Here is a 23,000-nt window from a genome sequence, read left to right as displayed (position 1 = left end):
GAGGGGCTTACCCGGCAGGCGGACCCCTGCCAAGAGGGGCATTGTGACGCGCGAGGCCCCAAACGTGATGTGCATTGCAGGGCGAGGGTTGGTATAAGCCCAGCGAGGCATAAAGCATGAAAACAGCAGGAGACTGATCGTGCGGACAGTGAAATTGAGCGCCCCGGGGCTGGCGGTGCTGTTTGCGTTGATATTGGCAGGCTGCGGCAACCCCCAGCTCGACGGGCCTGCCGCGCCCTCGATGCCGCGGATGGCAGAGGGCGAGAAGGCCACCCAACTCCATGTCAGCGCCAGTGCGGCGCCGGGCATCCCGCGCGGCTTCGGCGATGTAAAACCCCATGAGTGGGGCGCGATCAGCCCGGCCAACTACCAGGTGCACGGCATCGACGCCTCGCGTTATCAGGGCGAGATCGACTTTTTCGCGGCCCGCCAATCGGGCATCCGCTTTGCTTGGCTGAAGGCCACCGAGGGCGGCGACCACCTTGATCCGGGCTATGCGATCAACGCGCCCCGCGCCCGCGCCGCCGGTGTGCCGGTGGGGGCCTATCACTTCTACTATTTCTGCCGCACGCCCGAGGAGCAGGCGGCATGGTTCATCCAGAACGTGGGCCGCGTGGCGGGAGACCTGCCGCCAGTGCTCGACATGGAGTGGAACCACCAGTCCCGAACCTGCTCGGCCCGCCCCGGCGCCGCCGATGTGCGCGACCAGATCGAGCGTTTCACCGCCATCGTCAGCCGCCACTACGGCACCCGCCCGGTGATCTACACCACACCCGATTTCTATAAGGACAATGACCTCGGCCAGATGCGCGGGCAGGAGTTCTGGCTGCGAGCGGTCACCAAGCACCCGTCGGAAGGCTACCCCGACGAGCGCTGGAGCTTCTGGCAGTACTCCGGCACCGGCATCGTGCCCGGCGTCGCAGGAAAGGTCGACCTCAACGCCTTTGGCGGCAGCTTCGAAGGCTGGCAAAGCTGGCTGCTCGCGCGGCGTCAGTAGAGGCGGTGATGGCAGGAGAAAGGGCTGGAGCGGGCGGCGGGAATCGAACCCGCGTCATTAGCTTGGAAGGCTAAGGTCTTACCACTACACAACGCCCGCTCAGCAGGTGTGCGGTCTAGTTGAAGCGGCGGGCAGCGTCAAGGCGAGGCTTGGCGTGGCATCGGATGCGGCGGGCGGTGTTTTCCGCCGCATGCACCCCTGCGTGATCGGGCCGGGTTATTGCTTGTGACCCCTCCGGGGCGAGGCTAGGCTCGCCTTCACCCTCACGAAAGCCCCGCACCGGCATGACGGTTACGAGTGATGCTCCTAGGGCCGATCTGATCGGCTGCCCCAATTGCGACCTGCTGCACCGCGCGAAGCCTATCGCCGAGGGCGAGCGCGCTGTGTGCCAGCGGTGCCATACGGTGCTGATCGCGCCGCGGGCGGCGGCCTACAGCCGGGCACTGGCGCTCTCCGTGGCCAACCTCATTCTCGTCACGGCTGCCGTCTTTCACCCGTTTCTCGAGATCCACGCCGCCGGGATCGTGAACCGCGTGTCGCTGCTGGATGTGGCCACCAGCTTCGGCACCGGGGCGCTGGTTGTGGTGACCGTGACCTCCGTGGCGATGATCCTGCTTGTGCCGCTCCTGCGGGCGCTCCTGCTGGCCTACGCGCTCACGCCGCTCGCGCTCCAGCACCGGGCCTATGCGGGGGCCCGCTGGGCCTTTCGGGTGGCGCAGGAGCTGAAGCCCTGGGCGATGACCGAAATCTTCGTGATCGGCTGCGCCGTGGCGCTGGTGAAGGTGGCAGGGCTTGCGCGGCTCAACTTCGGCCCGGCGTTCTGGATGTTCATCGCGCTTTCGGCCTTCGTGATCCTCGTCGACCGCTCGCTTTGCACATGGTCGATCTGGTCGGCGCTGGACGAGGCCGAGAAGAAGCCGCGCAGGCAGCCGGCAAGGCGGGTGCGGCAATGACCACGGCACGCGAAGAGGGGCTGGTGACCTGCCGGACCTGCGCGCGGGTCTGGCCGGGCACGACAGAGGCCTGCGGGCGCTGCGGAGCAAGGCTCTCCTCCCGCGATGCTCTGAGCCTGCAGCGGGTCTGGGCGTGGTGGATCGCCGGAGTGGCCTGCTACATCCCCGCCAACCTCTACCCGATGCTGGTGACCGAAACGCTCACCAGCCGCTCCGAAAGCACGATCATCGGCGGCGCTATCGACATTGCCAAACACGGCGACCTTGGCATCGCGCTCATCGTGCTGATCGCCTCGGTCTTCATTCCGGTGGTGAAATTCATCGCCATCGCCTACCTCGGCCTGTCGGTGAAGCTGCGCTCGCAGCAAACGCCGGTGGGCCGGATGCACCTGTTTGAAGTCATTGAGTTCATTGGGCGTTGGTCTATGATCGACGTTTTCGTGGTTGCCATTCTGAGTGCGCTGGTGCAGCTCTCGGTGGTGGCCTCCATCCAACCGGGGCCAGCTGCCCTCGCCTTTGCGCTGTCTGTGATCTTTACCATGTTCTCCGCCAAATCCTTCGATCCCCGCCTGATCTGGGACTACCTGCCCACCCGGGCCGGGAGCCGTGCGCCATGAGTGAGGAGATCGACGAGTTGAAGGTGCAGCCCGGCGGCGGGCGCAGGGGTATCTCCCTTGTCTGGGTCGTGCCGGTGCTGGCGCTGGTGATCGCGGTCGGCGTGGCGTGGCAGAACTACGCCAATCAGGGCGCGCTGATCGAGGTGGCCTTCCCCAATGCGACTGGCGTGCACCCCGACGAAACCGAGCTGCGCTACCGCGACATTGCCGTCGGCCAGGTCGAGGAGGTGCGGTTCACCGATGCGCTCGATCAGGTCATCGTCAGCATCCGGGTGGATCAGGAGATCGCGCCCTTCGTGGATGCAGACTCCCAGTTCTGGCTGGTGCGCCCCGTGGTGACCACCCAAGGGGTCTCGGGCCTCGATACAGTGCTCTCGGGCGTTTACATCGAGGGCGATTGGGATGGCGAGGCAGGCACGCCCGCCGCCCGCTTCGATGCGCTGGAGAAGGCGCCGCTGCTGACGGGCGGGCAGACCGGCACGCTCATCTCCCTGAGTTCCACCGCAGGCCTGCCGCCCACGGCCACGCCGATCCTCTACAGGGGGGTCAAGGTCGGCGAGCTTGGCGAGTCGACCATTGCCGATGACGGCCAGACCATTGTGGCCGACGCGGTGATCTTTGGGCCTCACGACCAGCTCGTCTCTACCACCACGCGGTTTTGGGATGTCTCCGGCATCAGCTTTTCGCTCGGGGCCGCCGGGGCGAAGGTGGACTTCTCCTCGCTGGCCTCGCTCATCTCCGGCGGTGTGACCTTCGAGACCCTCGGCTCCGGCGGGGCGCAGATCGAGGAGGGGCGGGAGTTTTCGCTTTATGCCGACGAGCAGGAGGCGCGGCAGAGCTTCCTGATCGACAACGAGGTTGGCGGAATCGAGTTTCTGGCGATCTTCGACCAGAACCTGCCGGGTCTGCGCATCGGTTCGGCGGTGCAGTTGGGCGGCGTGCAGATCGGTGAGGTGACGACCATCACCGGCGTGACCGACGAGGCCCGCTTCGGCGATGGCCGGGTGCGGCTGCTAACCACCCTCCGGCTCGTGCCCAAGCGGATCGGCTTTACCGGAAATGATGACGGCAACGACGAGGCCGCTTTTGTCGACTTTCTCGAGCGCCGGGTGAACGAGGGGCTGCGGGCGCGGCTGGCCAATGTGGCGCTGCTGACCAATGAGCTACAGGTCGAACTTTTCATCGCGCCCGGGGCGACCTCGGCCATTCTGGACCGTTCGGCAGACCCCTTTCCGCAAATCCCGACCGTCGCGCCCAATGTGACCGATGTGACGACGACGGTGCAGGACCTGCTGAAACGGATCGACAATCTGCCGGTCGAGGACGTGATGTCGAGCGCCATCGCCTTCCTCGATGCCTCCACCAAGATCGTCGCCAGCGAAGACACCCAAGCCATTCCGACCGAGATCGCCGCCACGCTGGCCGAGCTGCGCGAGACCATCTCAAGCACCCGCGCGCTGGTGGAGTCCGAGGAGATTGCCGCGCTTCCGGGTGAGATCGCCGCGCTGTCGGCCAGCCTCCAGGATACCGCGAACCGCATCAATGCGATCGTGGTCGATGTCGAGGAAAAGGCCGTGGTCGCGCAGCTGACCGAGACCATCGCCGCCGTGGGCGCCGCCGCCGATACCCTGCCCGGCCTCGCCAAGCAGGCCAGCGCGGTGCTGAGCGAGGCCGAGAAGCTCTCGTTGCAAGACCTCGCCGACCGCGCCGAGGCGCTGCTCACCTCCGCCGAGAAAGTGCTCGACCAAGACAGCACGCGGGCGCTGCCCGAGGAGCTTAACGCCACGCTCACCGAGCTGCGCAGCACGCTCGCCACCCTGCGCGAAGGCGGGCTGGTGGAGAACGCCAATGCCACGCTGGCCTCCGCCCGGGGCGCGGCCGAGTCCGTCTCCAAGGCCAGCGAGTCGCTTCCCGAGCTTTCGGCGCGGCTGAACCGGCTTGCCGGGCAGGCCGGGGCGGCGGTTGATAACTACGGGCGCGATGGCCAGGCCGGGCGCGAGCTCTCCTCGGCGCTGCGCCAGATCGAGGCCGCCGCGGCGGCGCTCGAACGGCTGGCCCGCCAGATCGCCCGAAACCCCAACTCCCTTCTGATCGGACGCTGACCCATGCCCCGTTTGCTCGCCCTGCTGGCCGCCCTCGCCCTCACCGCCTGCTCCGGAGACGATATCCGCGTGGCCCCCGGCGGGCAGGTCGCCCCCGCACCGCCCAGCGAGCGCGTTGGCATCCGCTATGGCAGCGTCGAGGTGGTGCTGGTCACCATGCCCACCTATGCGACCACCGAAGAGATCATGGTCGCCGCAGAGGGCGGCACGCTGGTGCCGTTGGGCGCGCTCTGGTCCGATGAACCGGCCCGCGCCATGACGCTCCAACTCGCGCGCGAGCTGGGCGTTGTCACCGGCCGTGTCGTTGCGCCGGAGCCTTGGCCCTTCCGCGACCCGGCGGATGCGCGGATCGACGTGCGGGTGGAAGATTTTCATGCCACCCGGCGCGGCACCTTCCGCGTGGCCGGGCAGTATTACGTGGCGCCAGAGGATCAGGGCCGCGAGGTTGCCCGTGGCTTTGCCGTGGAGGCGCCGATTCAGGGTGAGCTGACCGCCTCCACCGTGGCGGCCGCCCGCACCGCCGCCGTTGGCCGCCTCGTGGTGGCCCTTGCCCGCGACGGGCTGCGCTAGGCGCCCGCGCCAAACTCCGCCCGCAGCGCCGCCGTGTGCTCGCCCAGCGCGGGCACCGGGCCGAACTCCGGCACCTGCCCGTCCGCCAGTGCGCCCGGCGACAGCAGCCGCACGGGGCCAGTGGGGGTTTCGACCTCGACGTAGCGGTTTTGGGGATGGCGGGCGAGATCCTCCATCGTGCTCACCCGCCCGTTGGCGATGCCCGCCGCGTGCAGCCTGTCTGACAGGACGTCGCGCGGCTGCTCGGCAAAGATCTCGCGAATGAGCGCATCCAGCTCTGCCCGGTTGGCCACGCGGGCGGAATTGCTGGAGAACTTCGGGTCCGTGGCGATCTCTGGCCGGTCCAGCACGCCCTCGCAGAATTTCACCCATTCGCGCTCGTTCTGGATCGAGAGCAGTACCAGCTTGCCATCGGCCCCGGCAAAAGCGCCGTAGGGCGCGATCGTCGGGTGGCTGAGGCCGTTCCGCGCGGGTTCCTTTCCGCCATAGGCGTATTGCAGGTAAGGCACGTTCATCCAGTCGGTCAGGGAATGGAAGAGGCTCACCGCGATGTGCCGCCCCTTGCCGGTGATGCCGCGTCCGATCAGTGCCTGAAGCACCGCCTGATGCGCCGTCATCCCGCAGGCGATGTCGCAGACAGACACGCCCACACGGGCCGATCCCGCCTCGTTGCCGGTAATGGCCGAAAGCCCGCTCTCAGCCTGCACCAGCAGGTCATAGGCTTTCAACTTCGCATAAGGCCCCTCGTCGCCATAGCCCGAGATCGACACGGTGATCAGCCGGGGGTTGGCCTCACGCAGGGCCTCTGGCGCATAGCCCAGCCGGTCGATGGCGCCGGGGGCGAGGTTTTGAACGAACACATCCGCCTTGGCGATCATCGCCTCCAGCAACGCGCGGTCACCCTCGGCGCGCAGATCGAGGCAGATGGATTCCTTGCCCCGGTTCAGCCAGACGAAATAGGCGCTCTCGCCATGCACCAGATGATCGTAGGCGCGGGCAAAATCGCCCTCCTCGCGCTCGATCTTGATCACACGCGCCCCTGCCTCGGCCAAGCGGCCCGTGAGGTAGGGTGCGGCCACCGCCTGCTCGATGGAGACGACCAGCAGGCCCTCGAGATCTTTTGTCATGTCAGTCTCCCTAGTGGCACCATCCGCATGCCCGGCACGGGCAAACTGGCCCGTGTTCTGCCCGAAGCACCGTGCGCGGGCAATCTTTGCGGCAGGCTTGGGGGCCGGGGGATAGCTGCGCGGGATTGCCGGCATTGGCCGGGCCTATCGCAACATGGCCCACTCGTGGTTTTGACTATGACGCTCTGGCATGAGCAGCTAGGCAACACGCAGCCGCAACCTGACCGGAAGGCGCCCCGACATGACAAACACCGCCCCCGCACTCGAAAGCTGGGTTGGCCGCACCGAGACGGCGAAAGATACGCTCGATCTGCGCCCGGCCCGGCTGATGCAGAGCATCCTGCCCCACGGCGCGCCGCTCCAGACCGGCGATGTGCTGCCGCCGCTGTGGAACTGGCTCTACTTTCACCAGCCCGCCCCGCTGGACCAGCTCGGGCGCGACGGCCACCCCAAGAAGGGCGGCTTCCTGCCCCCGGTGGACCTGCCGCGCCGCATGTGGGCGGGCGGGCGCTTCGAGTTTCCGGGTGATCTGCGGATTGGCGAGGCGGTGCAGAAGCGCTCCGAAATCCTGAAGGTCGCGCAGAAGGAAGGCCGCAGCGGCAGGCTCTGCTTTGTCACCGTCGAGCACCGCTACCTTCAGGGCGGCAAGACCCTCTGGCGCGAGGAGCATGACATCGTCTACCGCGAAGATCCCGCGCCCGGTCAGCCCAAGCCCGCCCCCGCCCCTGCGCCCGAGGTGTTCACCGAGCATGAGGTGGTGCAGCCCTCCATCGTCATGCTCTTCCGCTACTCGGCGCTCACCTTCAACGGACACCGCATTCACTACGACCGCCCCTATTGTCGCGAGGTGGAGGGCTACCCCGACCTCGTGTTCCACGGCCCGCTGACCGCCACCTTCCTCGCCGATTTTGCCCGCCGCAAATCGGAAGGGCGGATGGAGAGCTTCAGCTTTCGGGCCGTGAGCCCGCTGTTCGATACCGCTGATTTCGGCATCTATCTGAGCCGCAGCGGCGGCTTGACAGAGGCCTGGGCCTGCACGCCCGAGGGGCACCTTGCGATGAAGGCCGAGGCGCGGTTCAGCTAATCCGCTGGCCCGGTGGCCGGTTGGGCGCGGTCAGACCACCCTGCCCTGCCACAGCCCCCGCGCCACCAGCTCGCGGATGATCCGCAGGGTCACTTCCTCCACCGTGCGCCCGGCACGGGTGGAGACCCTTTCGGGGTGGTGCACCAGCTGCACCGGGCGGGTCATCACCGGCTGGCAGATTGGCACCTGCAATAGCTCGCCCCGCTCTACCTGCTTCTGCGTGGCGGCGGGGGCGAAGATGGCATAGCCGGAGCCGCGCGCCACCAGCTCGATGATCTGCTGCATCGCGTCCATCTCGATCACCACGTTCAGCGCCACGCCATGGGCCTCCTCGTAGCGCCGGATGGTGTTGCGCAGTCCGCTGGTGGGCAGGATCATGTCGACCCCGCTCAGGGCGCTGAAGGGGATCGGCTGGTCGGGCGGCTGCTCGAAAGGCCATGCATCGGGCGCGGAGTAGAAATAGAGTTCCTCGTCGATGACATGGGTGCCCTCGTATTTCTCGATGTCCTTCATGTCGTAGATCAGCGCCATATCCACCGTGCCGTCATCGAGCCACGGGGTCAGATAGCCGCTGATCGCCTCCACCACCTTCAGGCGGATGTCGGGATATTCGAGCCGGATGGTCTCGGCCAGCGGAACGGAGAGCACCATGGAGGCCGAGGGCGGCATGCCGAAGGAGACCGTGCCGCTCACCGTTTCGCTCAGGTCGCGCAAGTCCTGCACGCAGCGGTCCATATCAGCGCAGATGCGCTTGGCGTGGGCGTGCAGCACCCGCCCCTCCTCGGTCAGCCGGATGCCGCGCGGGGAGCGGTCGAGCAGCCTGACGCCCAGCTCCTCCTCCATCTTCTGCACGTTCTGCGAGAGCGAGGGCTGCGCCACGCCCAGCACCTGCGAGGCCACCGAGAGCGAGGGCGCCTCGGCAATGGCCAGAAAGTAACGCAGGTTGCGAATATCCATGGGCGCTCCCGGCAGGGTCAGAACGAGCGTGGCATGCCGAGGATGTGCTCGGCCACGTAGCTGAGAATCAGGTTGGTCGAGATCGGTGCCACTTGGTAGAGCCGGGTCTCGCGGAACTTGCGCTCGACATCATACTCGTTGGCAAAGCCGAAACCGCCGTGAAACTGAATGCAGGCGTTGGCGGCCTCCCAGCTTGCCTTGGCGGCGAGATACTTGGACATGTTGGCCTCGGCGCCGCAGGGCTTGCCGGCATCATAAAGCGCGCAGGCCTTCCAGCGCATCAGGTTGGCCGCCTCGACCTCGATGAAGGCCTCCGCGATGGGAAACTGCACGCCTTGGTTCTGGCCGATGGGGCGGCCAAAGACCTTTCGCTCGTTCACATAGGCCGTCACCTTGTCGGTGAACCAGTAGCCGTCTCCGATGCACTCGGCCGCGATCAGGGTGCGCTCGGCATTGAGGCCGGTGAGGATGTACTTGAAGCCCTTGCCCTCCTCCCCGATCAGGTTTTCCTCTGGGATTTCAAGGTTGTCGAAGAAGAGCTCGTTAGTCTCGTGGTTGACCATGTTGGCGATGGGCTTCACCTCCATGCCGCCCTTCATCGCCTCCTTGATATCGACCAAGAAGATCGACATGCCCTCCGACTTCTTGCTCACCTCGGCCAGCGGCGTGGTGCGCGCGAGCAGGATCATCAGGTCGGAGTGCTGAACGCGGCTGATCCAGACCTTCTGGCCGTTGATCACGTAGCGGTCGCCCTTTTTCACGGCCGTGGTCTTGAGCTGGGTCGTGTCGGTGCCGGTGGTCGGCTCGGTCACGCCCATGCTTTGCAGCCGCAACTCGCCCGAGGCCAGCTTGGGCAGGATACGCTGGCGCTGCTCTTCGGAGCCATGCCGCACAAGCGTGTTCATGTTGTACATCTGGCCGTGGCAGGCGCCCGAGTTGCCCCCCGCGCGGTTGATTTCTTCCATGATCACGGAGGCTTCCGTCAGCCCGAGGCCGGAGCCGCCGTATTCTTCGGGGATCAGCGCGGCCATCCAGCCCTCGCGGGTGAGCGCCTCGACAAAGTCCTCTGGGTAGGCCTTCTGCTCGTCCACCTTGCGGTGATACTCGGGCGAGAACTGCGCACAGAGCGCCTGCACGCCTTCGCGGATGTCCTGGTAGTCGTCTTCGAGAAGATTCATCGCGGCTGGCCTCTGCTCGTCATGCGGGAGTGCCGGTGTTGTGACAGGTTTTGCCTATAGCGCAAATACTTTGGGCTGATCCTTGCTATAGGAAAACCCAATAGCTCACGCCGGGCCTGACAGCGGGCGCGAGAGGTTCAACTGACCTCCCGGTGCCTTGCGATGCAGGTTTGCAGAACCTCGTCGATGTCGCGCGTCCACCAATCGTCTTTCGAGAAGATCTCGACCTCGTGGAAGCCTGTGTAGCCCTGCGCCTCAACCCAGCCGCGAACCATTGCAATATCGGCCACCCCATCTCCCATCATCCCGCGATCAAGCAGCAAGTCTTTGGTCTCCCGCTTGAAATCGCAGATGTGCCATGCGTGGATGCGGTCCTTCCCGGCCCGCGCGATCTGGGCTTCCAGCTCCGGGTCCCACCAGATGTGATAGATATCCGCCGCCACGCCAACGCCGCCGCCGATCTCGTCGCAGAGGTCGAGCGCCTGCCCGAGCGTGCTGACAACCGAGCGGTCGCCGCAATACATCGGGTGCAATGGCTCGATGGCGAGTTTCACCCCGGCGGGGCGGGCATAGTCGTTCAGTGCCGCGATACCGTCGCGCACCTGCGCCCTGGCGGCGGCAAGGTCTCGCGAGCCTTCGGGCAACCCGCCGCAAACCAGCACGAGGCAGTCGGCGTTCAGCTCGGCGGCCTCATCCACCGCGCGGCGGTTGTCATCAAGCGCGGCGGCAAGACCCTCTTGTGTGTTTGCCGGAAACATCCCGCCCCGACAGACGCCCGAGACCTTCAACCCGAGGTCGCGGATCTGCCGAGAGGTCTCGGCCAGCCCGGTCTCGGCAATCTGGTCACGCCACGGTGAGGCGGCGGGGATGCCGTTGCGGGCCACCGCCTCCAGTATCTCCGGCAGGCTGTAGCGCGCCCGCACCGTGGCGGTATTGATCGAGAGTTGCGAGATATCGGGCATCAGGCCACCCCGCGCGTGCGCATCAGGTCCGCCATGCGGGCGCTGGCGCGGTCCGGGTCGGTGAGCAGCCCGGCCTTGTCGGCCAGCCGGAACAGCTCTGCCAGATGCAGCGTGGAGCGGGTGCTCTCCTGTCCGCCAACCATGGTGAAATGGCTCTGGTGGTCGTTGAGCCAAGCCAGAAAGACCACGCCTGTTTTGTAAAACCGCGTGGGCGCCTTGAAGATATGGCGCGAAAGCGGGACGGTGGGCGCGAGGATCTCGTTGAAACGGTCGGTATTGCCCGCCGCGAGGTGCTTGAGCGCCGCAGAGGCCGCTGGGGCGATGGCGTCAAAAATGCCAAGGAGCGCATCGGAATAGCCCTGCTCGTCGCCCTCGATCAGTTCGGCATAGTTGAAATCATCGCCGGTATACATGCGCACCCCGTCGGGCAGGCGGCGGCGCATGTCGATCTCGGCCTCCTTGGAAAGCAGGCTGATCTTGATGCCATCGATCTTGCCCGCGTTCTCGGAAAGGATCGCGAGGCAGGTGTTCATCGCGGTCGGAATGTCATCTGAGCCCCAGTAGCCTGCGAGCGCCGGGTCGAACATATCCCCCAGCCAGTGGATGATGACGGGTTCGTCCGCCTCGGCCAACACGGCAGAATAGACGCGGGCGTAATCCTCGGCGGATTTCGCCGCCGCTGCCAACGCCCGGCTGGCCATGAGGATCACCCGCCCCCCGGCCCCCTGAACCGCCGCAAGCTGCTCAAGGTAGGCGGCGATGATCGCGTCGATGCCAAGCTCGGGCGACGGGGCCAAATGATCAGTGCCCACGCCGGAAAACACAGACGCCCCCGGCACGCCCTTGGCCTCGGTCACCGAGCGGCGGATCAGCTCCAGCGCCTCCGCCCATCCCAGCCCCATGCCGCGCTGCGCGGTGTCCATCGCCTCCGCCACGGCAAAGCCGTGCTCCCAAAGGTGGTGGCGATAGGCCAACGTCGCCTCCCAGTCGATGGCCGGGGTGAGCCACGGGTCCACATCGGCCAGCGGGTCGGCAACAACATGGGCGGCGGCGAAGGCAATGCGGGTCATCGGCACCTCCGGCGCGGCGAAGTCGGACGCCGCGCCGGGGGTGTAGGGGGCAAGCCCCTCCGGGCCGGGGAGGATGAGGCCCGCCATCTCAGGCCACCAGATCCGGCACGTCGAGCCAGCGCCGGTCGGCCCAGCTCTGCAGGCCCAGTTGCGCCAGTTGCACGCCGCGCGCCCCTGCCATCAGGTCAAACTCCCACGGCGCATCCTCGGCTATGTGCCGCAGGAACATCTCCCACTGCGCGCGGAAACCGTTGGTGAAGATCTGCGTGGTCGGCACCTCGTCCCAGTTCTTGTAGAAATCCAGTGGGTTGGGAACATCGGGGTTCCAGACCGGCTTGGGCGTGTTGACCCGGTGCTGCGACACGCAACTCGTGAGGCCCGCCACGGCTGAGCCGTGGGTGCCATCGACATGAAAGGTCACCAGATCGTCACGCTGCACGCGGGTGCACCACGAGGAGTTGACCTGCGCGATGATCCCGCCCTCCAACTCGAAGGTGGCATAAGCGGCATCATCGGCATCCGCTGTGTAGTGGTCGCCGTTCTCATCCCAGCGGTCGGGGATGTGGGTTGCCCCGAGGCAGCTCACGCTCTTCACCGCGCCGAAGGTATGGTCGAGCACGTAACGCCAGTGGCACAGCATATCGAGGATGATCCCGCCGCCGTCGTCTTTGCGATAGTTCCACGAGGGCCGCTGTGCCTCGCGCCAATCGCCTTCGAACACCCAATAGCCGAACTCGCCGCGCACCGAGAGGATGCGCCCGAAGAAGCCACTATCGATCAGGCCCTTCAGCTTCATGATGCCGGGCAGGAAGAGCTTGTCTTGCACGACGCCATTCTTGATGCCTTTCTCGCGGGCCAGTTTGGCCACAGCGAGCGCCTCATCCAGATCGTCCGAGGTGGGCTTTTCGCAGTACACCGCCTTGCCCGCCTCGATCGCCTTGCGCAGCAGCCCGCCCCGCATCTGCGTGGTGCCCGCGTCGAAAAACAGCGTGTCATCGGGGTTGGCAAGGCAGGCATCCAGATCATCCGACCAGCGCTCGATGCCCTCCTCCTTCGCCAGCCGTTCGATCTTGGCAGCGTTGCGGCCCACGATGATCGGGTCGGGCATGAGGCGGGTGCCGTCTTTCAGCACCACGCCGCCATCTTCCATGATCGCCTTCACGGAGCGGACGAGGTGCTGGTTGTAGCCCATGCGCCCGGTGACACCATGCATGATGATGCCGATACGTTTTTCAGTCATTTCAAACCTCTCTTGCCGCCCGCCCTCAGGCGTGACGGATGACTTTTTCATCGGCACCGAAGATGTGGAACTTGCCGCCCTCGAACCCGAGGAAGAGCTTGTTCCCGGCCTCGACGCGGGCTTGGCCCTTGATCTCGACCGTAACGGTGCCGCCGTGGGGGAGGGCCACGTAGACATAGGTTTCACCGCCGAGCTGCTCGGCGATCTGCACTTCGCCCGATAGCACCGCCTCAGCCTCGGGCACGGGCACGAGGCTCTCAGGGCGGATGCCGAGCGTCACCACCTCGCCTTGCGCAGGCGGGTTGGGGATTTCGGTCGTAAGGCTATGCCCGCCTTCCAGCTCGATCGTGGCACTGGTGCCGCTGACCGAGGTGATCGTGCCGGGCAGAAAGTTCATCCGCGGGCTGCCGAGGAACCCCGCGACGAACACGTTGGCGGGTGTGTTGTAGAGCTCCAGCGGCGTGCCGACCTGCTCGATCAGCCCCTTGCGGAGCACCACGATCTTGTCGGCCAGCGTCATCGCCTCGACCTGATCGTGGGTCACGAAGATCATCGTGGCCCCGAGGCGGCGGTGCAGGCGGTTGATCTCGACCCGCATCTGCATTCGCAGCTCGGCATCGAGGTTCGAGAGCGGCTCGTCGAAGAGGAAGATCTGCGGCTCGCGCACGATGGCCCGGCCGATGGCGACCCGCTGGCGCTGCCCGCCCGAGAGCTGGCCGGGCTTGCGCTCGAGCAGTTCGTTGATTTGCAGAATGTCGGCGGCCTCCTGCACCTTCTGCTCGATTTCGGCCTTCGGCACCTTCATGGTTTCCAGCCCGAAGGCGAGGTTCTTGCGCACCGACATATGCGGGTAGAGCGCGTAGGACTGGAACACCATCGCCAACTCGCGCTTGGCCGCCGGCATCTCGTTGACCACGGCCCCATCGATCAGCACATCGCCGCCCGAAATCTCCTCCAGCCCGGCGATCATCCGCAGCAATGTGGACTTGCCGCAGCCCGATGGGCCGACGAAAACCACGAACTCGCCGTCTTCCACCTTCAGGTCGATCCCGTGGATCACCCGGAGGCCGCCGAATTCCTTGATGACGTTCTGAAGCTCCAGTTCAGCCATGTGCGGTGTCTTTCTTCATCGTGTCGAGCCAGCCGTTGTAGAAGGGGTGATCTGCCCCGATGGGCAGGGAAACGCTCTCGCCGCTGCGGGCGGACCAATAGGCCGCCGTGAGCAATTCGATGGAGCGGCGGGCATCAGCGAGGGTGACGGGCAGTTCGGTGCCCTGTGTGAGCGCCGCGTGCATCCGGTAGAACTGGCCCTCAAACCGCTCCGGCAGAGGCTCGAAATCCGCCAGCGCGGCCTCGATCTTCGCCGTGGCCTCCGGGTCGTCATGCGGAAAGGTCCAAGGGTCGTGATCGGGGTGATAGGGGCGGCGCCCGCTTTCGGCAGCGAGATCGTCAAAGCAGAACCGCAGGCGCGACATTTCCTCGCGCGAGCCGAGCGTCACCGAGGAGGAGGCCATGGCCCCGCTCTCGAACTCGAGACTCAGCAGTCCCATGTCCTCGGTCTCGTTGCCGTTCACCCGGCGCGAGGTGCGGGCGTTGACCGATTTGATCGGGCCGAGCACCTCGCAGAGGATGTCGTGAATGTGGATCGCATGGGTGGTGAAACAGCCGCCCGTCTCGCCATCCCACGTGCCGCGCCACGAGGCGCGGGAGTAGTAGGTTTCACCGCGATACCAATGGGTTTCGGCGGTGGCCACGGAGGGGCGGCCAGCCAGCCCCTTGCCCACCAGATGATGCAGCTTTTGCAGCCCGTGGCCGAAGCGATACTGGAAAATCGGACAGGCGCGCTTGCCGGTTCTCTCCGCCGTCGCGATGAGCGCGTCGCATTCGGCCAGCGAGCGGGCGACGGGCTTTTCGATCACCACGTCAAAGCCCGCTTCCATCGCCGCCGTGGCTTGGTCGAAGTGCAGGCCCGAAGGCGTGCAGATGTCGATCAGGTCGAGGTCGAGATCGTAAAGCGCTTCCATGTTATCAGGGCGCTCAGGGATGCCGAACATGTCGGCCACCTTGTTCTGCCGCTCCGGCGAGATATCGGCAAGCGCCACCACCTCGTAGAGGTCGGGGAACTCGCAATAACCCTCTGCATGGCTGCGGCCGATACCAGAGCCGACAATGCCGACGCGAAGCCGCTTGCTCATGCCGCACCTCCAGCAGGGCGCGAGCCACCAACCCGCTCGGCCATCGCATGAGCCTGCAAGGCAAGCTCCATCGCGAGGAAGCAGTGCTTTTGCGTCATGGTGGTATCGGTTCGATTGCGCACGTCATCCCGCAGCTTCGCGCCATAGGTCAGCTCGGTGTCCGATGCGTCGATGTAATGCGTGCCCTTCGCGTCGGTCAGGAACAGGTGGTTGTCCCCCGCGCGGCCCTCAACATCCATGTACTTGCGCAACTCAATCACACCCTCGGTGCCCATGATGAAGAGCCGCCCGTCACCCCAGACGGGCGAGCCATTCGGCGTGAACCAGTCGACCCGGATAAAGCCCGTCGCCCCCTCGGCGGCCACCACGGCATGGCCGTAGTCGAGAAAGTCGGGGTGATCCGGGTTGTCGAAATTGTCCTCAACGGCATGCAATATCCGCGCCTCGGTGGCCCCGGTGATCGAGAGGAACTGCTCGAACTGATGGCTGGCGATATCGGTCAGGATCGAGCCGTTTCGGGACGGGTCCCAAAACCAGTCGGGCCGGGGGTTGTTGCCCAACTGATGCGGCCCCAGCCCGGTGGTGGAGATCACCCGGCCAATCGCCCCGGCCCGCACAAGCTCCAGCGCCCGGGCGGTGGATTTCTGCCGGTAGTGCTCGGAATAGAGGATCGAGCAGATACGCCCGGTCTCGGCCTGCACCCGGCGCAGATCGTCGAGCTGCTCGAAGGTGGTGCAGCCGGGCTTGTCGATCATCACGTCCTTGCCCGCCTGCATCGCCCGCAACGCCATCGGCGCCCGGTCCACCGGGATGCCCGCGCCGACCACCAGCAGAACGGAGTCATCCTCCATGATCTGCTGCTCATCGGCCACCCGCTCGGCCTGCGGATACTTACCCGAGAAGATCGCGGCGAGGTCGTCTTCCACTGCGAAGAACTTGGTCAATCGGCAGCCGGCGCCCAGCATCGCGTCCACCTGGCCGTAGATGTGGTTGTGGTTGATGCCGACAACGGCAAAGTCGAAGGGCTCTGAAGACATTGGTTTACCTCTTGAGCGCGCCGAGGGCGACGCCGCGGATGATGAGCCTCTGGAAGGCGAGGAAGACGATGAACACTGGCACGAGCGAGAGCGTGGACATGGCGAAGAGCTCGCCATAGAGGCTCTCGCCGCCGGAACTGTCGACAAAGGCCCGGAGCGCGAGCGGCACGGTATATTGGCTCATGTCGTTCAGGTAGATGAGCGGGCCGAGGAAATCGTCATAGGTCCAGATGAAGGAGAAGATCGCGGCGGTGGCCATGACCGGCGTGGAGAGCGGCAGCATGATCTTCCAGTAGATCCGCCAGGGCCCGCAGCCATCCATGATCGCCGCCTCGTCGATCTCGCGCGGGATGCCGCGGAAGAACTGCACCATCAGGAAGATGAAAAAGGCATCCACCGCGAGGAACTTCGGCACGATCAGCGGCAGGAAGGTATTGACCCAGCCCAGCTTGAGGAACAGCACATACTGCGGCACCAGGGTCACGTGATAGGGCAGCATCAATGTGCCCAGCATCAGCACAAACCAGATCTTCCGGCCCCGGAACTCCAGCCGCGCGAAGGCATAGGCCGTCATCGAGCAGGCCATCAGGTTCCCCACCACCGCGAAGAAGGCGATGATGAAGGAGTTCATGTAGAAGGTGGTGAAGCTCTCCCGAAAGGTGAACCAGCCCTGAAAGTAACTCGTCAGGTCAAAGCTGGTGGGCAGGGCCGTCGGGTCGGAAAAGATCAGCTCGTCGGGCTTGAAGCTCGACATGACCATCCACAGCAGCGGGTAGATCATGAGGATCGAGGCGAACCCGAGCACGAAGTGCCGGAGCACTTGGCGGCGGACCTTGGTGGCGCGGCTCTCGTTGAGGGCTTTCATCGCTGCTCATCCTCGTAATAGACCCAGTATTTCGAGGTGCCAAAGGCGATGGCGGTGAAGATCGCGATGATCACCAGCAGGATCCACGCCAGCGCAGAGGCATAGCCCATGCGGAAGTTGGCGAAGGCCTCGAGATAGAGGTAGAGCGAGTAGAACATCGTGCTGTCCACCGGCCCGCCGAGACCGCCAGAGACGATGTAGGCCTGGGTGAAGGCCTTGAAGGCTTCGATGGTCTGGAGCACGAGGTTGAAGAAGATCACCGGCGCGAGCAGCGGCAGGGTGATCTTCCAGAACTGCCGCCAGCCGGAGGCGCCGTCCATAGAGGCGGCCTCGTAAAGATCCTGCGGCACCTGGCGAAGCCCGGCGAGGAAGATGATCATCGGCGAGCCAAACTGCCAGATCGCCAGCACGATCAGCGTGGAGAGCGCGTAGTCGGGGTGGGTGATCCAGGCCGGGCCCTGAATGCCGGTGACGAAGAACAGCAGCTGGTTGATTAGCCCGTCCGCGCCAAAGAGCTGGCGCCAGAGCACGGCGATGGCCACCGAGGCGCCGAGCAGCGAGGGCAGGTAGAAGGTGGCGCGGTAGAAGGCCACGCCCCGCACAGAGCGGTCGAGCACCATGGCCAGCAGGAGCGCGACCGTGAGCTTGAGCGGCACGGACCACAGCACGTAGGTAAACGTCACCTCGATCGCCTTGCCGAGGCGGCGGTCATAGAAGGCGGCGTATTCGTAGTTTTTCAGCCCTGACCAGCGCGGCGAGGTCAGCAGATCGTAATCGGTGAACGACAGGTAGAGCGAGGCCAGCGTTGGCCCCAGCGTCAGCCCGAGGAAACCCACGAGCCATGGCAGGAGAAACAGGTAGCCCGCGCCGTTGCGGCGCCAGATGCGGGCAAACCTTCCCTCGGTGGAGGGCGCAGAACGCCCTCCCGGATTGGTGCTGACACTGGTCACTGGAGTTTACCGCTTCAGGATACGCGCGGCGTCGTCATACCAGGCGGTTGCGCCCTCTTCGGGCGTGACCTGGCCGAACGCCACCGACTCCCAGGCCGGCCGCAGGGCGCGGTCGATTTCGCCAGCATTGGCCGGCGGCGGGGGCGGCAGCGCACCCACGCGGGTGTCGACCATGTTGAGGAAGCGGATGATCTTCTGCTCGGTCTCGGTGAGGCCGGGGGTGATGCGCTCGCGGATGGAGGCATCGGCGGTCACACCACGCTCGATGAGCAGAATGTCGTTGGCGCCCTCGTCGCTGACGAAGAAGCTGATGAACTTCGCCGCAGCCGCCTTGTCGCCCGCATTGGCCGACATCGAGAAGAACATCGAAGGCTTCATGTAATGCCCCGGGCTGTCGCCCGCGTTGGGGATCATCACTATATCGACCTCGTCGGTCATCAGCTGCTGGTTGCCGACAAGCTGGTTGGAGTGGATGAAGCCGAACAGCGACTTGCCGTTCACATGCATCCGCTCTTCCATCTTGCCGGAGTCCTGCGCCTGCACATCGGCGGGCTGGGTCAGCCCCTCGTCCTGCATCATCTTCCAGTAGACGAAGTAGTCGATCACGTCCTGCACATCGAAGCCGAGCTCGCCTTCGGAGGTGTAAAGATCCTTGCCGCGCGACCGGACCCAGGTTTGCAGCCGCGGCTCCTGACTGCCCATGTTCTCCGAGAAGGCCATGCCATCGGGCAGCTGATCCTTCAGCTCCTTGCCGATGTTCACAAAGTCCTCGGTTGTCCACGTGGTGCTGTCGGGCAGCTCGTAGCCGATGTTGCTGAGCACGGCCTTGTTGTAGACATGGGTCATCGAGTTGGCGCCAAGCGAAATGCCGTAGGTCTTGCCGTCGACCATGCCGCCCTTGAGCTGGTTTTCGTCGTAGTCCGACACGTCGATCTCATTGCCGAAGTAGCCGTCCAGCGGCTCGAGCTGGCCGCGCCGTGCCCATTCGAAGATGTAGCGATAATCCATCTGGAGCACGTCGGGCAGGCTGTTGCCCGCGGCCTGCGTAGCCAGCTTCTGCCAGTAGTCGCCCCATGCATAGGTCTCGGGCACCACCTCGCCCATGCCGCCGCCCTCGTAGAGTTCGACCACGGCATTGGTGCGCTTGTCGCGCTCGGGGTTGCCCCACCAGATCAGGCGCACGCTGCCGTTTGCCTGTGCCAGAGCACCGGTGCTGGCCAGCGCCCAGAGTGACGCGCCGCCGCCCATAAGGCGGCCGAATCCGCGACGATCCATCTTCAGTGTCATGATTTCCTCCCAAATTTCTTTTGAGCAGGCTCCTCCTCCGAGCCCGGCCGGAGGGCCCTCCCAGACCCCGGCAGAAAAAAGGTAACTCGCTGGTTACTTTCTGGCAACTGTTTTGAAGCTGAGGTAGCTCATCGCCACATCCACGGCGTGGGCACGGCGCTCGGCGAGGCCGACCTCTGAGTTGAGCGAGGCATCGAAAACCACTGAAAGTGTGTGAATATTCGAGAAGAAGAAGTAACTGAGCCCGGCGATGGTGATGTACATCTGAACCGGATCGACCCCGCCCCGGAACACGCCCGCAGCCTCGCCCTCGGCAAGAACATGCCGGATCTGCCCGATGATCGGAGAGTTCATCTCCTTCAGCTCCGGCATCTCGGCCACGAATCGGGCGCGCTGGATGTTCTCGGTTGCCAGCAGCCGTAGAAACCACGGGTTGGCATGGAAGTGGTCGAAGGTGAAACCAACGAGCTTGGCCATCGCGTCATAGGGCGGCAGCGCACCCAGATCGAGCTTGCGCTCGGCGGCGCGGATATCCTGGTAGGCCTCCAGCAGGACCGCCGTATAAAGCTCGGTCTTGGAGCCGACATATTCGTAGATCAGTCGCTTGTTGGCCCCGGCCCGCTTGGCCACGCGGTCCATCCGCGCCGCCTCCAGCCCGTATTCGACAAACTCAACCCGGGCGCTGTCCAGAATGTCGCGCGTGGTCTTCTCGCGGTTCCACTCCCGCTTTTTCGGCTTTGCCGTTTGATCCATGGCCAAACCCTCCTGCCGCAGCATATCCGTTGACACCCCGGATTGACCATACATAGTAACCAGCGAGTTACTTTTGGGAGGAGTAGCATGACCTCAGCCACTAACAAGCGCCGGGTCGCCATCGTGGGCACCGGGCATCGCGGCACCGGTACGTGGGGCACCGATGCCCCCGCAACCTGCGCCGACGAGATCGAACTCGTCGGCCTGTCCGACCTCAACGCCGCCCGCCTCGCCGTGGCGCGCGGGCGCACGGCGGGGGAGCCGCAAGTCTCGACCGATCTCGATGAGATGCTCTCCGCCACCAACCCGCACACCCTGCTCGTCTGCACCCGCGACGACACCCACGCCGGGATTATCGTGAAGGCGCTGGAGGCGGGGATCGACGTGGTCACCGAGAAGCCTATGGCCACAACCGCCGAAGACGTGCGCGCCATCGTCGAGGCCGAGGCCCGCACCGGCCGCCGGGTGGACGTGGCCTTCAACTACCGCTTCGCCCCGACCTCGCGCAAAATCCGCGAGTTGCTCGCCTCCGGGCGCATCGGCAAGGTGACCTCCTGCGACTTCCACTGGTATCTCGATACCTCCCACGGCGCCGACTACTTCCGCCGCTGGCATGCCTACAAAAAGAACTCCGGCTCGCTCTTCGTCCACAAGGCCACCCACCATTTCGACTTACTGAATTGGTGGATCGAAAGCGACCCAAAGCGGGTCTTCGCCCAGGGCGCGCTCAACGTCTACGGCCACAACGGCCCGTTCCGCGGCACCCGCTGCAAGGGCTGCGACCATGCCTCCGAGTGCCGGTTCTACTGGGATATGGGCGCCAATCCCGACCTCGATGCGCTCTACGAGGGGCCGTCGGAAGAGGATGGTTACGTGCGCGATGGCTGCGTCTACCGCGAAGACATCGACATCTACGACACAATGTCGGCCACTCTCGAATACGAAAACGGCGTGCAGGTGAGCTACTCGCTCAACGCCGCTATGCCAATTGAGGGCTACCACCTCGCCTTCAACGGCACCCATGGCCGGATCGAAGTGCGCATGTATGAGAAACAGGCCTTCGACGCGCCTTCGGGGCAGGATGAAATTCTGGTGCTCGGCACCGACCGTTCCGTAGAGCGGATCGTGGTGGAGCACGGGCCGGGCGGCCACTTCGGCGGCGACCCGCTGTTGCACCGCGCGCTCTTCACACCCGAAAAGGACGATCCCGCGGGCCAGCGGGCCGGCTCCCGCGCCGGGGCGCTCTCGGTGCTCACCGGCGTCGCCGCAACCCGCAGCGCCGAAACCGGCCAGCCGGTGGAGATTGCGCCGCTGCTGGCGGGAACCGCGTAGTTATGGGCGTGGGTGGGCTGACGCCTCAGCGGACCCGCGCGCGCCAAACCTCCGCATAGCGGGCCATCTCCGCCGTTCCGTGGTGAACGCTGCTTGCCTGCCGCCCCGCAATGAGGCCGCGGTCCACACCGGGGTGCAGCAGGGCCGCGCCCTCGCTGGTGCCGGTGGCGCTGGTCATCGCATGCACCTCCGCCCCGCTCGCGGCGGCCAGCATGTCGAGATAGCAGGCGTTTCGGGCAAAAGGCCCCTCCACATGGATAGGCCCGCGATGCCCGATCAGCCGCAGGCAGGCGTCGGTGACGAGCGCGAGATAGAATCCCACCGCCGCACTCCGCGCGCCCGACCCTGCGGGCGGCTCGCCTCCCAGCCACTGCGCCTCATGCCCCTGAAACGGCCCGCTGCCCGGCACCACCGAAGGCAGCAGCATCACCGCTTCCCGCAACACCGCTGCGCACTCGTCAGCGGAAGGTTCCACCTGCGCCCCCGCCATCAGCAAGTCATGCTCCCGCCCTCCCATGAAGCGGGCGGAAGGCACCGGGTCGCCAAAGGCGTTCACGTTCACCAGTGTGTCGCGCGCCGGATCGAGCGCCACCGGCGCACCGCCGATGGCCATGGCGATCACCCATGTGCCGGTAGAGACCACGCTGAAGGGCGCCTCCCGCGCGAGCAGATGCGCCAAGAGCGAAGCGTTGGAGTCGTGGATGCCGCAGTAGACCGGTGTATCCGCCTCCAGCCCCGTCTGCGCCGCGATCTCCGGCAGGACGGTGCCCAGCACCTCCCCCGGCTGCCGCGTCGGCGCCAGCAGCCCGGCGATGCCGAGCCGCTCCACAAGGCTCGACGGCGCGCCGGTTAAGGGGTTCCACAGGTCAGTGTGGCAACCCAGCGAGGTCACATCGCTGGCCGCCACCCTGGTGAGCCGATAGCCCCAGTATTGCGGGTAGGTCACGACATGGCGGACCCGTGCTTTCAGCCCTGGGTCTTCGCTGAACTGCCAGAACAACTGCGCCCCGAGGTTCAGCCCGATCCCGAGCCGGGGCGCGCCGGTCTCGGCAAACGCCGGGCGGATCGCGTCGTACTCCGCCGCCAGCCCGTCCGGCCCGGCATGCTCGTAATCGAGGATCGGCGCGGCCAACTCCCCACCTTCCCCAATCAGCGCGGCCGAGGCCCCGTGGGTCGTGACCGAGATCGCATCCACACCATGCGCGGCCTGAAACTGCGCCAGCCCCTCCAGCAGAAAGGCCCAATGCCCCTCCACGTCAAAATGCGGCCAGGGCGGGCCGGGCAGCACCCTGTTGGGGCGGGTCAGCACCGCCACCTCGGCAAGGCTCTCCAGATCGACCAGCGCAAGCTTGGCATTGGTCTTGCCAATGTCGATGACGGCGATGTGCCCGGCGGTCATGGCATGTGGAAGACGGGCGTCAGCGGCACCGCCACCGGCTCGTTGTCTGGCTTCGTTTCCATGATGTCCGCCATATGCGCCCACCACCTCTGCATGATCGCATGGCTTGGCAGCGCATCCATCCCGTGATCGTCGGTGCGCCAGAGCACGCCAAAGAGCAGGCCCGTCTCATCGTCGAGATGGATCGAGTAGTCACTGACCCCGGCCTCTTTCAGCAACGCCACGAGCTCGGGCCAAATCTCGTCATGCCGCTTCTTGTACTCCTCCCGGCAACCGGGGTTGAGCTTCATCCTGAAGGCATATTTCTCCATGTCACTCCCCCCCC

At 65.5% G+C, this 23,000-nt stretch carries 22 protein-coding genes and 1 tRNA gene; 7 read left to right on the top strand and 16 right to left on the bottom strand.

Features of this window, described 5'->3' with window-relative positions; all coding sequences use genetic code 11:
* Positions 1-148 precede the first annotated feature (148 nt).
* Positions 149-997 (top strand): glycoside hydrolase family 25 protein, encoded by an 849-nt coding sequence (locus ACUXVX_RS06465; RefSeq protein WP_446310865.1) that lies wholly within the window; start codon positions 149-151, stop codon positions 995-997.
* 25 nt (positions 998-1,022) lie between these two features.
* Here ACUXVX_RS06465 and ACUXVX_RS06460 read toward each other — a convergent pair.
* Positions 1,023-1,096, bottom strand: a tRNA-Gly gene (locus tag ACUXVX_RS06460).
* 185 nt (positions 1,097-1,281) lie between these two features.
* On the opposite strand from ACUXVX_RS06460, the gene ACUXVX_RS06455 reads away from it, so the two are divergent.
* From ACUXVX_RS06455 to ACUXVX_RS06440, 4 genes are read left to right on the top strand one after another with little or no spacing between them, the layout of a single operon-like run.
* Positions 1,282-1,950 carry a paraquat-inducible protein A gene (locus tag ACUXVX_RS06455; RefSeq protein ID WP_446310864.1) on the top strand — a complete coding sequence of 223 codons (669 nt, stop codon included), beginning with the start codon at positions 1,282-1,284 and terminating at the stop codon, positions 1,948-1,950.
* Positions 1,947-2,567 carry a paraquat-inducible protein A gene (locus ACUXVX_RS06450; protein ID WP_446310863.1) on the top strand — a complete coding sequence of 207 codons (621 nt, stop codon included), beginning with the start codon at positions 1,947-1,949 and terminating at the stop codon, positions 2,565-2,567. Before ACUXVX_RS06455 ends, ACUXVX_RS06450 begins: the two co-directional genes overlap by 4 nt.
* Positions 2,564-4,669, top strand: a complete 2,106-nt coding sequence (locus tag ACUXVX_RS06445) for a PqiB family protein (protein WP_446310862.1) — start codon at positions 2,564-2,566, stop codon at positions 4,667-4,669. The genes ACUXVX_RS06450 and ACUXVX_RS06445 overlap by 4 nt, the downstream gene beginning before the upstream one ends.
* Positions 4,670-4,672: 3 nt before the next feature.
* Complete coding sequence (locus tag ACUXVX_RS06440; protein ID WP_222470326.1) at positions 4,673-5,239, top strand: PqiC family protein; 567 nt, start codon at positions 4,673-4,675, stop codon at positions 5,237-5,239.
* Here ACUXVX_RS06440 and ACUXVX_RS06435 read toward each other — a convergent pair.
* Positions 5,236-6,366 carry a CaiB/BaiF CoA transferase family protein gene (locus ACUXVX_RS06435; protein ID WP_446310861.1) on the bottom strand — a complete coding sequence of 377 codons (1,131 nt, stop codon included), beginning with the start codon at positions 6,364-6,366 and terminating at the stop codon, positions 5,236-5,238. The two genes, ACUXVX_RS06440 and ACUXVX_RS06435, sit on opposite strands and share 4 nt — an antisense overlap.
* A 241-nt stretch (positions 6,367-6,607) precedes the next feature.
* Here ACUXVX_RS06435 and ACUXVX_RS06430 point away from each other — a divergent pair, with 241 nt between their 5' ends.
* Complete coding sequence (locus tag ACUXVX_RS06430) at positions 6,608-7,450, top strand: FAS1-like dehydratase domain-containing protein (RefSeq protein ID WP_446310860.1); 843 nt, start codon at positions 6,608-6,610, stop codon at positions 7,448-7,450.
* 30 nt (positions 7,451-7,480) lie between these two features.
* Here ACUXVX_RS06430 and ACUXVX_RS06425 read toward each other — a convergent pair whose 3' ends face one another.
* The 12 genes from ACUXVX_RS06425 to ACUXVX_RS06370 form a co-directional block, all read right to left on the bottom strand.
* Complete coding sequence (locus tag ACUXVX_RS06425) at positions 7,481-8,407, bottom strand: LysR family transcriptional regulator (RefSeq protein ID WP_446310859.1); 927 nt, start codon at positions 8,405-8,407, stop codon at positions 7,481-7,483.
* 17 nt (positions 8,408-8,424) lie between these two features.
* Positions 8,425-9,585, bottom strand: a complete 1,161-nt coding sequence (locus ACUXVX_RS06420) for an acyl-CoA dehydrogenase family protein (RefSeq protein ID WP_446310858.1) — start codon at positions 9,583-9,585, stop codon at positions 8,425-8,427.
* A 137-nt stretch (positions 9,586-9,722) separates the two neighbouring features.
* On the bottom strand, positions 9,723-10,547 hold the full coding sequence (locus ACUXVX_RS06415; protein ID WP_446310857.1) for a sugar phosphate isomerase/epimerase family protein: 825 nt from the start codon (positions 10,545-10,547) through the stop codon (positions 9,723-9,725).
* Positions 10,547-11,704, bottom strand: a complete 1,158-nt coding sequence (locus tag ACUXVX_RS06410; protein WP_446310856.1) for a dihydrodipicolinate synthase family protein — start codon at positions 11,702-11,704, stop codon at positions 10,547-10,549. Before ACUXVX_RS06410 ends, ACUXVX_RS06415 begins: the two co-directional genes overlap by 1 nt.
* Position 11,705: 1 nt before the next feature.
* Positions 11,706-12,857, bottom strand: a complete 1,152-nt coding sequence (locus ACUXVX_RS06405) for a Gfo/Idh/MocA family protein (protein WP_446310855.1) — start codon at positions 12,855-12,857, stop codon at positions 11,706-11,708.
* Between the two features lie 25 nt (positions 12,858-12,882).
* Entirely contained in the window at positions 12,883-13,968 is a 1,086-nt protein-coding gene (locus tag ACUXVX_RS06400; protein ID WP_446310854.1) for an ABC transporter ATP-binding protein, read from the bottom strand.
* Positions 13,961-15,052: a Gfo/Idh/MocA family protein gene (locus ACUXVX_RS06395; RefSeq protein WP_446310853.1), complete on the bottom strand. Its 1,092-nt coding sequence runs from the start codon at positions 15,050-15,052 to the stop codon at positions 13,961-13,963. Before ACUXVX_RS06395 ends, ACUXVX_RS06400 begins: the two co-directional genes overlap by 8 nt.
* Positions 15,049-16,089: a Gfo/Idh/MocA family protein gene (locus ACUXVX_RS06390; RefSeq protein ID WP_446310852.1), complete on the bottom strand. Its 1,041-nt coding sequence runs from the start codon at positions 16,087-16,089 to the stop codon at positions 15,049-15,051. Before ACUXVX_RS06390 ends, ACUXVX_RS06395 begins: the two co-directional genes overlap by 4 nt.
* Positions 16,090-16,093: 4 nt before the next feature.
* Positions 16,094-16,954 carry a carbohydrate ABC transporter permease gene (locus ACUXVX_RS06385; RefSeq protein ID WP_222491260.1) on the bottom strand — a complete coding sequence of 287 codons (861 nt, stop codon included), beginning with the start codon at positions 16,952-16,954 and terminating at the stop codon, positions 16,094-16,096.
* Positions 16,951-17,904, bottom strand: a complete 954-nt coding sequence (locus ACUXVX_RS06380; protein WP_315898467.1) for a carbohydrate ABC transporter permease — start codon at positions 17,902-17,904, stop codon at positions 16,951-16,953. Before ACUXVX_RS06380 ends, ACUXVX_RS06385 begins: the two co-directional genes overlap by 4 nt.
* A gap of 6 nt (positions 17,905-17,910) precedes the next feature.
* The gene (locus ACUXVX_RS06375; RefSeq protein ID WP_222470338.1) at positions 17,911-19,191 is read right to left on the bottom strand and encodes an ABC transporter substrate-binding protein; all 1,281 of its coding nucleotides are present in this window, start codon (positions 19,189-19,191) and stop codon (positions 17,911-17,913) included.
* 93 nt (positions 19,192-19,284) lie between these two features.
* A complete protein-coding gene (locus ACUXVX_RS06370) occupies positions 19,285-19,944 on the bottom strand; it encodes a TetR/AcrR family transcriptional regulator (protein WP_222470339.1) in 660 nt (219 codons plus the stop codon).
* A gap of 87 nt (positions 19,945-20,031) precedes the next feature.
* Between ACUXVX_RS06370 and ACUXVX_RS06365 the strand changes: the two genes are divergently transcribed.
* Positions 20,032-21,276 (top strand): Gfo/Idh/MocA family oxidoreductase, encoded by a 1,245-nt coding sequence (locus ACUXVX_RS06365; protein ID WP_446310851.1) that lies wholly within the window; start codon positions 20,032-20,034, stop codon positions 21,274-21,276.
* Between the two features lie 25 nt (positions 21,277-21,301).
* Here ACUXVX_RS06365 and ACUXVX_RS06360 read toward each other — a convergent pair whose 3' ends face one another.
* On the bottom strand, positions 21,302-22,675 hold the full coding sequence (locus ACUXVX_RS06360; protein ID WP_446310850.1) for an FGGY-family carbohydrate kinase: 1,374 nt from the start codon (positions 22,673-22,675) through the stop codon (positions 21,302-21,304).
* Positions 22,672-22,986 carry an L-rhamnose mutarotase gene (gene rhaM, locus ACUXVX_RS06355; RefSeq protein ID WP_446310849.1) on the bottom strand — a complete coding sequence of 105 codons (315 nt, stop codon included), beginning with the start codon at positions 22,984-22,986 and terminating at the stop codon, positions 22,672-22,674. Before rhaM ends, ACUXVX_RS06360 begins: the two co-directional genes overlap by 4 nt.
* Positions 22,987-23,000 lie beyond the last annotated feature (14 nt).

Source organism: Vannielia sp. SX4, assembly GCF_052828525.1.
This window is presented reverse-complemented; position numbering and strand designations above follow the sequence as displayed.